We start from the raw sequence: 13,927 nt of genomic DNA, 5'->3' as shown, positions 1-13,927 counted from the left end.
CTATGCTCCTGAGTAGAAAAATAGGTGATGCAACTGCTAGAGGTTGAACCTTAACGCAATACTTATGCAATGACAGATTTGGCTTTGGCCACGACGTTTTCCACCGTGAAGCCGAAGTGCTTGAACAGCACGCCTGCCGGAGCCGATTCACCGAAGGTATCGATGCCGACTACCGCGCCTTCCAGACCGACGTACTTGTACCAGAAATCGGTCACGCCGGCTTCGATCGCCACGCGTGGCAGGCCTTTACCCAGTACGCCGGCCTTGTAAGCGGCATCCTGACGGTCAAATACATCGGTCGAAGGCATCGACACTACACGGGTAGCGATGCCTTCAGCGGCCAGTGCTGCGGCGGCAGCAACAGCCAGTTCCACTTCCGAGCCGGTGGCGATCAGCACCACTTTGGCATCGGCCGCGTCGCTCAGCACATAGCCACCACGGGCGATGTCGGCCACTTGCTGGCTGCTGCGCTCCTGGTATGGCAGGTTCTGACGCGAGAAGATCAGGGTCGACGGACCATGCTTGCGCTTGACCGCCTCGCCCCATGCCACCATCGACTCGACGGTGTCGCATGGACGCCAGTTGTCCAGCTGAGGAATCAGACGCATCGACGAAATGTGTTCGACCGACTGGTGGGTCGGGCCGTCTTCGCCCAGACCGATGGAGTCGTGGGTGAACACGAACAGCGAACGCTGTTTCATCAGCGCAGCCATACGCAGCGCGTTGCGGCTGTAGTCGGAGAAGGTCAGGAAGGTGGCGCCGAACGGGATGTAGCCGCCATGCAGGGCCACGCCATTCATGATGGCCGACATACCGAATTCGCGCACGCCGTAGTTGATGTGGTTGCCCGGCTGGCCGGAACGTACGGCCACGCACTCTTTCCAGTTGGTCAGGTTGGAACCGGTCAGGTCGGCCGAACCGCCGAGGAATTCCGGCAGCACAGGGGCCAGTGCCTGAATCGCGTTCTGGCTGGCTTTACGGGTGGCGATGTTTTCTTTCTTCTCGATGCAGCTAGCGATACCGGCTGCCAGTGCAGCGTCGAAGCCGGCTGGCAGGTCGCCGGCCATACGGCGGCTCAGTTCCGCAGCTTCAGCCGGGAACTGGGCAGCGTACTTGTTGAACAGTTCGGTCCATGCCGCTTCGCGCGCAGCGCCGGCCGCTTTGGCATCCCATGCGCCGTACACGTCGGCAGGGATTTCGAACGGTGCAGCGCTCCAGCCTATGTATTCGCGTACGGCAGCCACTTCCTTGTCGCCCAGTGCCGCACCGTGCACTTTGTCGCCGCCTTGCAGATTCGGCGAACCTTTGCCGATCACGGTCTTGCAGCAGATCAGGGTCGGCTTGTCGGCCTTCTTGGCGGCAGCGATGGCGGCCGATACGGCTGCCACATCGTGGCCGTCGACGGCGCGGATCACGTTCCAGCCATAGGCTTCGAAACGGGCCGGGGTATCGTCGGTGAACCAGCCTTCCACTTTACCGTCGATGGAAATGCCGTTGTCGTCGTACAGGGCGATCAGTTTTTTCAGGCCCAGCGTGCCGGCCAGCGCGCACACTTCGTGCGAAATACCTTCCATCAGGCAGCCATCGCCGAGGAATGCGTAGGTGTAGTGGTCGACCACGTCGTAACCAGGCTTGTTGAATTCGCTCGCCAGCAGGTACTCGGCCAGTGCCATACCGACCGCGTTGGCAATACCCTGACCCAGCGGGCCGGTGGTGGTTTCCACGCCCGGGGTGATGTCCACTTCCGGGTGACCCGGGGTTTTCGAATGCATCTGGCGGAAAGCCTTGATGTCATCCATGCTCACGGCGTAGCCGCTCAGGTGCAGCAGCGCGTAGTGCAGCATGGAGCCGTGGCCGTTGGACAGCAGGAAACGGTCGCGGTTGACCCATTTCGGGTTGGCCGGGTTGTGGCTGTAATGGCCACTCCACAGCGCTACCGCGATTTCGGCCATGCCCATAGGCATACCTGGGTGGCCGGAATTGGCCTTCTGGACGGCGTCCATTGCCAGCGCGCGAATCGCGTTAGCCATTTGAGTGGTTGGGAGCGTAGAGGTCATCGTCGATCTATCACGAAAGTATGGAAACTGGGGGCAAGGAATACGGCTACGGTACTACCTACTTGCTGAACCCATTATTTTACCAGACCGAGGCGGCCACGCTTTAAAATTGCGCATACACACATAACCCCAAACAAACGGAATTCTGCATGCCACGCTTCTACCTGCCCCAGCCACTGGCTATCGGCCAGCTCATCCAGTTACCCGACGCCGTGGCCCACCACATCAGCGTGCTGCGGCTGGCACCCGGCACCCTGATCACAGTCTTTAACGGCGAAGGCGGCGAATACAGTGCTGTAGTGGAGCTGGTGGAAAAACGCCGCGTCAGCATCAGCATCAAGACACACACCCTGCGCGCGACCGAACTCCCGTTTGGCATTACGCTGGCGCAGGCGTTGCCGGAAGCGAGCAAAATGGACTGGATCGTCGAAAAAGCCATCGAACTCGGTGTCACCACCATCCAGCCACTGGCAGCACAACGCTGCGTGGTGCGCCTGTCCGCCGAACGTGCCGAGAAAAAGATGGCGCACTGGCAGGCCATCATCGCTTCGGCCTCGGAACAGTGCGGCCGCAACCATCTGGCCAGGCTGGGCGAGCTGCAAGAATATAAACAATGGATCAGTCAGCAGGATATGCATCGCCGCATCATCCTGTCTCCCCGCGCCGAGCAATCACTGGCCGACTGGGCGCGCCACCAGAGCCCGCAAGCCGTTACGCTGGTGATCGGCCCTGAAGGCGGCCTCAGCGAAGCGGAAGAAGAACAGGCCATCCGCCACGGCGCCCTGCCGCTGGCCATGGGACCACGCATACTGCGCACGGAAACAGCCGGGCTGGCCGCCGTGACCATCCTCAGCGCTGCCTGGGGTGGTATGTAATTCCCGCCAAACTCAGGGCGAGCATCGCCCAAAATGAAAACACCCCATAAGCACCAAGGCTTATGGGGTGTTTTTCTTCATCTACGCTGCTGACCGGATCACTCCGGCCAGCAAGTACTGCCATCTGATCAGGCCCTTACGGGCCGGACCGTATTAGAAGGCTTGGGTGTAACGTACGTAGAAGAAGCGATCCACTGGTTGATCTGGATCAACTTTGGTACCCGACGAGCTGCTTTCGTAGACGATACGTGGCTTTTTCTCGAACAGGTTGTTGACACCGACCAGAACCTTACCTTTCCAGGAAGTGGTGTAGCCTACGCTCAGGTCATGCAGCGTAACGCCGCCCAGCACATTGTATGCACCGAAGCTGGCATTGCCATCTGGGTTGGTGCACTCGATCTTCTCGCCTGCATCCCAGCACTGATCTTTCTGGTGGCTGGTGAAGCGCATGGTGTAAGTCGCGTTCCAGTTACCCAGCGACCAGTCCAGCGACGCATTGGTTTTGAAACGTGCATAGCCATACTCACCTGCGTACTCAACTGGATCAGCAGTTGCCGTGCTCTTGGTTTTGTACGATTTCAGGTAGGTCGATTCCGAACGCAGAGCGAACTGACCGTACTGGTTACGTGGCAAGCGGTAGTTCAGGCTCAGATCCAGACCTTCGGTGCTCACCGAACCCAGGTTGGCGTTGCCGCGCACCAGATTGGTGATCTGACCGGTCGAACCACGAGTCACGTTTTTGCAGAAGTCCTGCACGCCGGTGATGTAGCACTGGTTCAGAGTGTACGAAGCAGTGATACCGGTGATACGGTTCTCGACATTGATCTTGAACCAGTCAGCACCTACCGACAGACCAGGGACATAGTATGGGTTGTATACGAAGCCCACAGTCTTGGTTTTTGCGGTTTCTGGCTGCAGCGAAGCATTACCCAAGCCGGTCGAGAACGGGAATGGCGTTTGTGCGCCACCGCCGGTGACTGCGGTACCGGTTGCATTCAGCTGACGGAAGTTGGCAGGTACGCCAGCTTTCGCGCAGTTAGCGGCAACCACAGGGTTGCTGGCGGCTGCACCGTAACGGCTGTCGCAAACGTCCAGATAGGTATCGTACGATTGCGAACCACCACCGAAGGTATCACCCAGTGCTGGAGCACGGAAGCCTTCAGCCCAGGTACCACGGGTCAGCAGGTCAGCATGCGGTTTCCACATGAAGCTAACTTTGCTGTTGTTGGTCGTACCAAAGTTGCTGTAGTCGGAGTGGCGGGTAGCCAGGTCGAAGGACAGCAGTTGAGCAAACGGCTGGTTTTTCAGAACTGGAATGTTCGCTTCCAGGTAGGCTTCTTTCACCGTGTAGCTACCTTGGGTGGTATTTGCACCCAGATCGGTCGAGTAGCCCGATTGCTCGAACTGGCCCGGACGATCGTAACCACGTACTTCACGACGTTCCACACCGCCTGCCATTGCCAGCGCGCCGGCAGGCAAGGTCAGCACTTCGCCAGTGATGTTGGCCGTTGCGCTGTTGATGGTGCTGCCGTAGGTACCTTGACCGTTCGACATGATGTACTTCAGCGCCTCAGGCGTCGAAGCGTTCGGGCCACCCAGAATGTTGAACGGGGTGCACAGGTTCAACGGGATCGGCGATGCCGAGGTACCGCACTGAACTACGCCGTTGGCGTTCATGAACGATGGGCCCAGTGCCGTTTTCAGGTTGATCAGGTTGATGTTACCGGTGCCGTTCACAACGCCGGTCACGGCGCTATGGTTGTAACCTACGTCCCAGTTGAAGGTCTTGCCAGCAACGCTGAATTCGCCGTCGATTGCAGCATCGATGTGCACGGTCTGGTTTTTGTTTTCCGTTACGCGCGGTACTTCAATAGTACGACGGTAGAAGAACAGATCCTGGCCTTTGCCTGCACCAGCAACCGAGTTACCGTACGGATTGTAGTAACTATCCTTGTCGACATACACAGGGAAGTTGGACTTGGTCAGGCTGTTCAGCGGGTAGCCGGCGTTCTGGGTGCTGGCGGTACGCTCAGCAAACATCGCGGTCGACGTGAAGTGCATGCCAGCTGGCAGATCGTAAGTACCTTTGGTGAAGATCGAAGTCAGTTCCGATGGCGACTGGAACATCATCTGGTTGGTCGAGTTGAACTTGTCGTTCGCGTCACCAGTGTAGGTATGGTAGTTGGCTGGGTTGCGCGCATCAGCGCCCACGCCAGGTGCCTGCCAGGTACCGTTGCTGTTCAGGTAATAGTTGAAACCGGTCGCGGAACCGTTCGAAGCAACCTGACGGATGCGGCCGAACTGACCAACGCCCAGACCGTCGGTCTGGTGGTCTGGACCATAGCTGGTCGACGTGATGAAGCGGTCACGCGCCCAGACGGTATCTTGTTTGTTGTGGGTTACGCCGAACATCAGCGAACCATTCTCACCGTAAGCACCATACGACAGAGCGTAGTCTTCGGTTTTGCCATCACCCTTTTGGTTCTGGCCTTTGTACGCGGTAGCAGTGCCACCGGTCAGTTTCTTCTTCAGAATGATGTTGACTACGCCGGCGATAGCGTCCGAGCCGTAGATCGAGGATGCACCGTCCTTCAGAATTTCGATGCGATCGATCATCGACGATGGAACGGTCGACATGTCGGTGTAACCTGCCACACTCTGGGTCCAGCGCTTACCATCAACCAGAACCAGCAGACGCTCTGCGCCCAGGTTACGGAAGTTGATGTACTGGCCACCTTGTTCGCGATTCGAAGTCAGCGTAGCGCCCTTGGAAAAGTCCGGAGGACCTGCCGAAGTCAGCTGATTCAGAATATCACCAACGGTGATCAGACCACTTTTCTGAATTTGCTCAGAGGTCATTTTCAAGACCGGCTGTGCAGTTTCCAGATCCACGGTGCGGATACGGGAGCCGGTAACTTCAACGCGGGACGTTGGGGTATCGGCTTGTGCAAACGCCGACATGGCGTTCAACGCCAAGGCTACGGCAACTGCGATTTTACTTTTCTTATACATGGATGAATTTCTCCGATTGGGAACTTAAATTCATTGCCTGCTGCTCAAATTCAGGCACGGGGTAACTTTATTTGTCATAGGACGCGTCAAACAACCTGCCGCAACAACCTTATGAGTACATTGCAGAATCTTTCTGACCTGACGAATGAGATCATTTCAGGCTGATTATTGTCAACAAAGCTCGAGCCATATTCGACAAAGAAACAACACTATCAAACAAATAATTTAAAAATGAATTATTCGGTTGCAAAAAATAGTTTTCCTGTCATTGTTTCCTCCGTTCACTTTAAGCGCAGCGGAACAATGCCGATGTTGCAGGTAAAATAGCGGGTTGATGCCTGCCGGCGTAGGCCCGGCCGCACCGCTTGAGGAAAAACCATGCTCAGATTGAACGAAGTAAAACTCCCCCTGGACCACACGGACGAGGCCTTGCGTGCCGCCATATTGGCGCGCCTGGCCATCAGCAGCGACGATCTGCTCGCTTACAGCGTGTACAAACGCAGTTATGACGCCCGCAAAAAGACCGCCATCGTGCTCATCTACGCACTTGACGTGGATGTGCGCGATGAAGCCGCTGTGTTGCAGCGCCTGCACCATGACACCCATCTGATGCCGTCACCCGATACGCGCTACCAGTTTGTCGCCACGCCCGAGCAACTGGCGGCCGCCCATGCGGGCCAGCCGCGCCCGGTGGTGATAGGCACTGGTCCTTGCGGCCTGTTCGCGGCACTGGTACTGGCCCAGATGGGCTTGCGTCCCATCATTCTGGAACGGGGCAAACAGGTACGTGACCGTACGGTCGACACCTTCGGCTTCTGGCGCAAGCGCAAACTCAATCCGGAATCGAACGTGCAGTTCGGCGAAGGCGGCGCCGGCACCTTCTCGGATGGCAAGCTGTATAGCCAGATCAAGGATCCGAAACACTATGGCCGCAAAGTGCTGACCGAGTTCGTGCAGGCGGGCGCACCGGAAGAGATCATCTACGTCAGCAAACCCCACATCGGCACTTTCCGTCTGGTCAAGATGGTGGAACAGATGCGCGCGAATATCGAAGCCATGGGCGGCGAATACCACTTCGAGAGCAAAGTGGTGGATCTGGAGATCGAACAGCAGGCCGACGGCGGCCAGATCCGCGGCGTGGTGCTGGAAAACGGCCAGCGCATCGCCACCAACCATCTGGTACTGGCCGTAGGCCACAGCGCGCGCGACACTTTCGAAATGCTCTACAACCGTGGCGTCTATATCGAAGCCAAGCCGTTCTCGATCGGCTTCCGCGTCGAGCACCCGCAATCGCTGATCGACCAGTGCCGTTTCGGCCCCAACGCCGGCCACCCGATACTGGGCGCAGCCGACTACAAGCTGGTACACCATGCCAGCAATGGCCGCGCCGTTTACAGCTTCTGCATGTGCCCGGGCGGTACGGTAGTCGCCGCCGCATCGGAACCGGGTCGCGTGGTCACCAACGGCATGAGCCAGTATTCGCGCAATGAGCGCAATGCAAATAGCGCCATCGTGGTGAACATTTCGCCGGAAGTCGATTATCCTGGTCACCCGCTGGCCGGCATCGCCTTCCAGCGCGAACTGGAAGCCAAAGCCTTCCAGCTGGGCGGTGCCAACTACAACGCGCCGGGCCAGCTGATGGGCGACTTCGTGGCAGGCCGTCCATCCACCGCTTTCGGCTCCGTGGTGCCCTCCTTCAAACCGGGCGTCCACCTGACCGATCTGGCCGAGATTCTGCCGGAGTTTGCCGTGACGGCGCTGCGCGAAGCCTTCCCCGCTTTCGACAAGCAGATCAAGGGCTACTTCAAGCAGGATGCGGTGCTGACGGGGCTCGAAACCCGGACTTCCTCGCCGGTGCGCATCAAGCGCCGCGACGATACGCTGCAAAGCCTGAACACGCGCGGCCTGTTCCCGGCCGGTGAAGGCGCCGGCTATGCAGGCGGGATTCTGTCGGCCGGCGTGGACGGCATCAAGGTGGCGGAGGCCGTGGCCCAGTCGATCCTGGCCGGCGCCGTCAGGTAAGCGCCATATACTCGGTCAGCGCTACGCTGACGCCTGCTGGCGTCACGCGCAGCGCTACAGCCAGCCGGCGCGGCGGAAGCGCCGGTACAGATACAGGCACACGCCCACCATCACGGTCAGCGCCATCGGATAACCGTACTGCCATTCCAGCTCGGGCATGACCTTGAAGTTCATGCCCCACACCCCGGCAAACGCCGTGCAGATAGCGAAAATCGCGGCCCACGCGGCCAGCCGTTTGTTCACTTCGTTTTCCTCGATAGCCACCATGGACAGGTTGACCTGTATCGCCGTGGCGATGGTGTCGCGGATATTGTCCAGCGCTGCGCTGATACGGTGCAGATGGTCGTGCACATCGCGGAAGTACTCGCCCGTGTCGCGGCAGATGGACGGCACGCGCCCGCCATGCAGCCGCCCTACAGCTTCCATCAGCGGCGCCACGGCATGGCGCACTTCCGTCACCTTGCGCTTGAGCGCATACAGATGCTGGATGTTGTCGCGCTGTTTGCCCTTGGAGAAGATCAGCTCTTCTATCTGCTCCAGTTCCGATTCCAGCATATCCAGCACGGGGAAATAACGGTCCACTACCGCATCCATCAAGGCATACAGCACGAAGGCCGGGCCTTGCCGCAGCATGTGCGGTTCGCGTTCGGCACGCGCCCGCACACCGAGGAAATTCTGCAGGCTGTGGCTATCGCGCGAGGACAGCACGTAGTTATCCCCGACGAAGATATCGACTTCGCCCACCACCACTTCACCATCGCGGCAATCGATGGTCTTCACCACCACGAACAGCGAGTCGCCGTATTCCTCGATCTTGGGACGCTGGTGACCGCGCCGCGCATCCTCGACGGCCAGTTCGTGCAGGCCAAACTCTTCCTGCATCACCTGCAGTTCTTCCGGCTGGGCGTCGCGCAGCGCCACCCAGACAAAGGTTTCCGGCTGGCGCACATACTCGCTGATATCTTCCACCGGAATGTCGGCCAGCTTCTGGCCATCCTGATACGCCACACAATTGATCAACATACGCTACCTGTCCACTACCTGAAATGCGGCCTGCCAGCCGCGAAAAAAAAGCTCCTGACTTTGCAGCCAAGAGCTTACCTGAAAGCGGCCGCCTCGGGCGCGACCGCTTGAGCGGGAGTGGAATGCCTGCGCCTAGTCGTCCTTGGCACCGTCGATGCCGAGTTCCGCGATTTTACGGGTGATGGTATTGCGGCCTATGCCCAGCCGCACCGCTGCATCGTTCTTGCGGCCGTGCGTATGCTTGAGCGCCGTACGGATCAGCGAGGATTCGAACTGGCGACCCAGCACCGCCATGACTTCCTGCTGACCGGCGCTCAGCATGCTGGCAGCCTGCGCTTCCAGCAGGGCCAGCCACGCATCGGGACCGCTGGCCTGCGCGGCGTCGCTCCCGGCCAGCACATGCACGGTGCCGTGCGAAGCGGGCATGGTGTAAGGCTCGCTGCTGGTCGTGCTGGCAGCTGCCAGCGCAGCATTACCGCCCTGCTGCTCCTGCGTCAGTTCCAGCGGCAGATCCTTGATCTCCACCGTCTGCCCCGGCGCCATCACGGTAATCCAGTTGCACAGGTTTTCCAGCTGACGCACATTACCGGGCAGGTCCAGCCCGCACAGGAACTGCAGCGTGGCGTCGCTCATGCGCTTGGCTTCCACGCCCAATTGTTTGGCGCTCTGCACCAGGAAGTGGCGCACCAGTATGGGGATATCCTCACGCCGCTCCCTCAAACTGGGCAGACGCAGCCGGATCACGTTCAGACGATGGTACAAGTCTTCGCGGAACAGGCCTTCGCGCACGCGCTGCTCCAGATTCTGGTGCGTCGCCGTAATCACGCGCACATTGGCTTTCAGCGGCTGGTGGCCGCCGACGCGATAGAAGTGGCCGTCCGACAGCACGCGCAGCAAACGGGTCTGCAGATCGAACGGCATGTCGCCGATTTCGTCGAGGAACAGGGTGCCGCCTTCGGCCTGTTCGAAGCGGCCGCGCCGCGAAGTCTGGGCGCCCGTAAAGGCGCCGCGCTCGTGGCCGAACAGTTCCGATTCCAGCAGGTCTTTCGGAATCGCCGCCGTGTTGAGCGCGATGAAAGGCTGGGCCGCGCGGGGGCTGTGCTTGTGCAGTGCGCGCGCCACCAGCTCCTTGCCGGAACCCGATTCGCCCGTGATCAGCACCGTCACATTCGATTGCGACAGCCGGCCGATGGCACGGAAAACTTCCTGCATGGCCGGCGCCTGCCCCAGTATTTCCGGGGTTTCCGCCGGGCCCGATTCGACGCTGGTCTCGCGCAGGCTCTCGTCCAGCGCACGCCGGATCAGCTCTACTGCCTTGTCGATATCGAAGGGTTTGGCCAGATATTCAAAGGCCCCGCCCTGGAAGGCCGCCACGGCGGAATCCAGATCGGAGAAGGCCGTGATGATAATCACCGGCAGGCCGGGGTAGCGGGCTTTGACCCGCTGCAGCAGATCGAGCCCGGAGTCGCCCGGCATGCGGATGTCGGACACCAGTACCTGCGGTGTTTCAAATTCCAGCGCGGCGATCGCATCGCGGGCATTGGCAAAACTCTTGGTCGCCAGATTTTCCCGTGCGAGTGCTTTTTCCAGTACCCAGCGGATCGATTCGTCGTCGTCTACTATCCAGATTGGCTTCATGTGTGTTGTGTGTTCCCGCATTGGATCTTCTATCAAGGACGCAGTCTTCGCTTCCGCCCGCACTCGCTTATGGCAATGGCAGCAGGATGCGGAAGTCCGTACATCCAGGCCGGCTATCGCACTCGATCACACCCATGTGCTGCTGCACGAAGGTCTGTGCCAGAGTCAGCCCCAGTCCGCTCCCGCCTTCCCTGCCCGACACCAGCGGGTAGAAAATCCGGTCGCGGATCTGCGGCGCGATGCCCGGTCCGTTATCAATGATATGCAAGTCTAATGCCAGCCCGTAGCGCACTTTGGCCAGCGTCACCTGACGCGCTACCCGCGTCTTGAAAATGATCTCTGCATCACCGGCTTCGATGCGTGCCGCCAGTGCCTGCGCGGCGTTGTGCGCGATGTTGAGCACCGTCTGGATCAGCTGCTCTTTATCGCCGCGGAATTCGGGGATCGATGCATCGTAATCGCGCCGTATGGTCAGGCCGCTGGGGAACTCGGCCAGCATCAGGCTGCGCACCCGCTCCAGCACTTCGTGGATATTCACATCGCCGACGATGTGCGGACGGCGGTGTGGCGCCAGCAAGCGGTCCACCAGCGTCTGCAGGCGGTCCGCTTCCTTGATGATCACCTGGGTGTATTCGCGCAGCTCGCCCGCATTCAACGCCGGCAGCTCCATCTCCAGCAACTGCGCGGCGCCGCGTATGCCACCCAGCGGATTCTTGATCTCGTGCGCCAGATTGCGGATCAGCTCCTTGTTGACCTGGCTCTGGTCGAGGATGCGCTCCTCGCGGTCCAGCTTCAGATGCTGCAGATGCTCGCGCAGTTCTATCAGCAGATGGCCGGCCGGCTCGTCCAGCGCCGTGACGATGCTGTGCACATGCAGCGCTTCGCGCCCGGGCCGTTCCAGCATCAGGTCCTGCCGCATGTCGGCGTAGCGGTGTTCGCGCGCCTGGGCGCAGATGTTATCGAGTTCGGCCGGATTGAGAAATTGCGCGCTCAGCGTCTGGCGCGACAGCGCCTTGAGCGAACTCTCCAGCAGGTTTTCCGCTGCCGCATTGGCGTACACGATGCGGCCATCGGCATCGAGCAGCAGCACGGCCGAAGCCAGCAATTCCAGCCCCGCCAGTGCGGCCGGACGCTGGCCGCCGGTTGCCATTACCTGATTCAGACTATTCGCTAAACTGCTCATCGGATATTCGCGATCTCACGTTTTAAAGCGTCGATATTTTTTTCCGTGCGACTGATGCTGTCTCGCATGCCAGCCACCCGTTCCAGATACTTGGCGTAGTTGCGTTCATCGCCCTGGCGTTCCGGCTCGCCGTTATTGAAAGCCTTGCGCTGCTCGGCCAGTTTCTGCTGTTCGGCGCGCAGCTCTTCTTCCAGTATGCCGCGCCGGTCGTTATCGCGTGCGCGCTGCTGGGCTGCATCGACACGGGGGAATTCACCGGGCACCAGCGCTGGCGGCGCACCGAGTCGCCCCGCCGGCGCAGCAGGTGCGCCATGCTTGGGCGGGGCTGCCACGACGACGCCGGGCAAGTCCATCGCCTTGCACTGCTTGCCCCGATTCACGTCGGTATATTCCACACTGCCCGTGGGCGAAGTACATTTGTATATCTGCCCGTGCGCAGCGCCACTGCCCGCCAGTATCAGCAGGCTGGCCAGCGTGCGACAGAACGCGTGTTTCATCATCAGTCTTCCGTGTCTCACCATGGAGCCCGACTATACAACATCCAAATAAAAACGCGGGGAAAGCGCTGCTCGCCCCGCGTTCTGTGCTACCTGACAGGCACCGGCTAGCCGGTGCTCCGCCATTACAGCGAGTAGTACATATCGAATTCAGCTGGGTGCGTGGTCATACGCATACGCTGAACGTCCTGCATCTTCAGTTCGATGTAGGCATCGATCATGGAATCGCTGAACACGCCACCACGGGTCAGGAACTCGCGGTCTTTGTTCAGGTTGTCCAGAGCCTCTTCCAGCGACGAGCACACGGTTGGGATCAGTGCGTCTTCTTCTGGTGGCAGGTGGTACAGATCTTTCGATGCTGCTTCGCCCGGATGGATCTTGTTGGCGATACCGTCCAGACCAGCCATCAGCAGTGCGGCGAAGCACAGGTAGACGTTGGCCAGTGGGTCTGGGAAGCGGGTTTCGATACGGCGGCCTTTAGGATTGGCCACGTGTGGAATACGGATCGAAGCCGAACGGTTTTTCGCCGAGTAAGCCAGTTTCACTGGTGCTTCGAAGCCTGGCACCAGACGTTTGTACGAGTTGGTACCTGGGTTGGTGATCGCGTTCAGTGCTTTAGCGTGCTTGATGATACCGCCGATGTAGTACAGCGCGGTGTCCGACAGACCGGCATAGCCGTCGCCAGCGAACAGGTTGACGCCGTCTTTCCAGATCGACTGGTGCACGTGCATGCCCGAACCGTTGTCGCCAACGATAGGTTTCGGCATGAAGGTAGCGGTTTTGCCGTAGCTGTGGGCCACGTTCCAGACCACGTATTTCAGGTTCTGGGTCCAGTCAGCACGCTCGACCAGAGTCGAGAACTTGGTGCCGATTTCGTTCTGGCCAGCGCCAGCCACTTCGTGGTGGTGTACTTCAACAGGGATGCCCAGCGATTCGAGGATCAGGCACATTTCCGAACGCATGTCCTGGAAGCTGTCGACTGGTGGCACTGGGAAGTAGCCGCCTTTGACGGTAGGACGGTGGCCGCTGTTGCCGCCTTCGATTTCCTTGTCGGTGCTCCACGATGCTTCGTCCGAATCCACTTTAACGAAGCAGCCGGACATATCGATCTTCCAGCGTACGCTGTCGAAGATGAAGAATTCTGGCTCTGGGCCGAAGTAGGCGGTGTCGCCCATGCCCGACGATTTCAGATAGGCTTCAGCGCGTTTGGCGATGGAGCGTGGGTCACGGTCATAGCCCTTGCCGTCTGCAGGTTCGATCACGTCGCACTGCATGAACAGGGTGGTTTCTTCCATGAACGGGTCGATGCGGGCGGTTGCTGGATCTGGCATCAGGATCATATCCGATGCTTCAATACCTTTCCAGCCGGCGATCGAGGAGCCGTCAAACGCGTGGCCCGATTCGAATTTGTCGATATCGAAGTGCGACACTGGCACGGTCACGTGCTGTTCTTTACCACGGGTATCAGCGAAACGGAAATCAACGAATTTGACTTCGTTTTCCTGGACCATTTTCAGTACTTCTGCGGCTGTCATTGCCATGCGTATCTCCTAAAGGAATGTGGGGCTCGTGCGTCATTGGTAAGCAGTATTCGTGCCAGCTCCAAACATTTTGGTGCAT

The 13,927-nt window shown here is 59.4% G+C and carries 9 protein-coding genes; 2 read left to right on the top strand and 7 right to left on the bottom strand.

All coding sequences use genetic code 11. From position 1 onward, the window contains the following. Positions 1 to 62: 62 nt before the first annotated feature. Positions 63 to 2,057, bottom strand: coding sequence for a transketolase (gene tkt, locus GTP23_RS18780; RefSeq protein ID WP_161036512.1), 1,995 nt, complete (start codon positions 2,055 to 2,057; stop codon positions 63 to 65). A 149-nt stretch (positions 2,058 to 2,206) separates the two neighbouring features. Here tkt and GTP23_RS18775 point away from each other — a divergent pair, with 149 nt between their 5' ends. Then, a complete protein-coding gene (locus tag GTP23_RS18775) occupies positions 2,207 to 2,932 on the top strand; it encodes a 16S rRNA (uracil(1498)-N(3))-methyltransferase (protein ID WP_161036511.1) in 726 nt (241 codons plus the stop codon). Between the two features lie 153 nt (positions 2,933 to 3,085). Here GTP23_RS18775 and GTP23_RS18770 read toward each other — a convergent pair whose 3' ends face one another. Continuing rightward, positions 3,086 to 5,893 carry a TonB-dependent receptor domain-containing protein gene (locus tag GTP23_RS18770; RefSeq protein WP_267874512.1) on the bottom strand — a complete coding sequence of 936 codons (2,808 nt, stop codon included), beginning with the start codon at positions 5,891 to 5,893 and terminating at the stop codon, positions 3,086 to 3,088. 429 nt (positions 5,894 to 6,322) lie between these two features. Between GTP23_RS18770 and GTP23_RS18765 the strand changes: the two genes are divergently transcribed. Further along, positions 6,323 to 7,966, top strand: coding sequence for an NAD(P)/FAD-dependent oxidoreductase (locus GTP23_RS18765; RefSeq protein WP_161036509.1), 1,644 nt, complete (start codon positions 6,323 to 6,325; stop codon positions 7,964 to 7,966). Positions 7,967 to 8,020: 54 nt separating this feature from the next. On the opposite strand, the gene corA is transcribed toward GTP23_RS18765, so the two are convergent. The 5 genes from corA to glnA form a co-directional block, all read right to left on the bottom strand. Further along, the gene (corA, locus tag GTP23_RS18760) at positions 8,021 to 8,989 is read right to left on the bottom strand and encodes a magnesium/cobalt transporter CorA (RefSeq protein ID WP_161036508.1); all 969 of its coding nucleotides are present in this window, start codon (positions 8,987 to 8,989) and stop codon (positions 8,021 to 8,023) included. Positions 8,990 to 9,121: 132 nt separating this feature from the next. Continuing rightward, positions 9,122 to 10,627, bottom strand: a complete 1,506-nt coding sequence (gene ntrC, locus GTP23_RS18755) for a nitrogen regulation protein NR(I) (RefSeq protein WP_161036507.1) — start codon at positions 10,625 to 10,627, stop codon at positions 9,122 to 9,124. 67 nt (positions 10,628 to 10,694) lie between these two features. Then, on the bottom strand, positions 10,695 to 11,777 hold the full coding sequence (gene glnL / locus GTP23_RS18750) for a nitrogen regulation protein NR(II) (protein ID WP_161036819.1): 1,083 nt from the start codon (positions 11,775 to 11,777) through the stop codon (positions 10,695 to 10,697). A gap of 29 nt (positions 11,778 to 11,806) precedes the next feature. Next, positions 11,807 to 12,310 (bottom strand): DUF4124 domain-containing protein, encoded by a 504-nt coding sequence (locus tag GTP23_RS18745; protein WP_161036506.1) that lies wholly within the window; start codon positions 12,308 to 12,310, stop codon positions 11,807 to 11,809. Positions 12,311 to 12,432: 122 nt separating this feature from the next. Next, positions 12,433 to 13,848 (bottom strand): type I glutamate--ammonia ligase, encoded by a 1,416-nt coding sequence (gene glnA / locus GTP23_RS18740; RefSeq protein ID WP_155434474.1) that lies wholly within the window; start codon positions 13,846 to 13,848, stop codon positions 12,433 to 12,435. Positions 13,849 to 13,927: the final 79 nt, after the last annotated feature.

Source organism: Duganella fentianensis, assembly GCF_009857835.1.
In the GTDB taxonomy this organism is placed as follows: Bacteria; Pseudomonadota; Gammaproteobacteria; order Burkholderiales; family Burkholderiaceae_D; genus Rugamonas; species Rugamonas fentianensis.
This window is presented reverse-complemented; position numbering and strand designations above follow the sequence as displayed.